Genomic DNA, 687 nt, shown 5'->3' with positions numbered 1-687 from the left:
CCACCTGCTCTACACGATCTGGCAGAACACGAGCACGCCGGACACGTACTACTCCTGCTCGGACGTGCTCTTCCTCGCCGCGGGGAAGACCACGTCCGAGCAGGAGTAGTACGTGTCCGGCGTGCTCGTGTTCTGCCAGATCGTGTAGAGCAGGTGGCGCCCGGTGCGGTCGGACGGCAGCCTGGCGGCGATCCGGTAGGCGCCGTTCGCCAGCGCCGGGTCGGTGGCCGTCGCGAACGGCTCGGACGCCAGGTCGGACCACTTGAGCGGCTTCGCCGGGTCGTAGCCCTGCTTCGTCAGGAACAGCTTGAACGTGCCGGTGTGCGGGATCGTCGACCGGTAGGTGAGCGTCATGGCCGCCCCGGCGGTCAGCCGGGTCGAGGGCCAGTCGGCGCGGGGCAGGTCCAGGCCCCGGTAGGCGGCGAGACCGCCGCTGCACAGCTTGCCGTCGGGGACGACCTGCCGGTCGCGGCCGTTCACGTTCGCCAGCCGCAGGTTGTCGAAGGCGGCGACACCGGCGCCGGCGGCGGCCCGGCAGGCCGCCGACTGCGCCCGCTGCCCGCCCGCGGGGGAGCAGGCCACCGCCCGGCTGACCGGATCCGTCGGCGCCCCGTGCGCGGCGGCGGGCCCGGCGGCCGCCACCGCGAGCAGCAGCGGGCCGGCCGCCACCGCGAGCAGCAGCGGGCC

General features: G+C 74.7%; 1 protein-coding gene and 1 pseudogene. One reads left to right on the top strand and one right to left on the bottom strand.

The window, feature by feature from the left end; translation table 11 throughout:
• The first annotated feature begins 4 nt into the window (after nucleotides 1–4).
• Entirely contained in the window at nucleotides 5–109 is a 105-nt protein-coding gene (locus FGF04_RS41960) for a hypothetical protein (protein WP_408055733.1), read from the top strand.
• Here the strand turns inward: FGF04_RS41960 and FGF04_RS39645 are convergent.
• Nucleotides 67–681, bottom strand: a pseudogene (locus FGF04_RS39645) (lytic polysaccharide monooxygenase); the annotation flags it as partial. The gene FGF04_RS41960 and the pseudogene FGF04_RS39645 sit on opposite strands and share 43 nt — an antisense overlap.
• Between the last annotated feature and the right edge of the window lie 6 nt (nucleotides 682–687).

This window comes from Streptomyces apricus (assembly GCF_008369065.1).
In the GTDB taxonomy this organism is placed as follows: domain Bacteria; phylum Actinomycetota; class Actinomycetes; order Streptomycetales; family Streptomycetaceae; genus Streptomyces; species Streptomyces apricus.
Note: the sequence above shows the minus strand (reverse complement) of the source record. Positions and strands in the feature narration are given on the sequence as shown.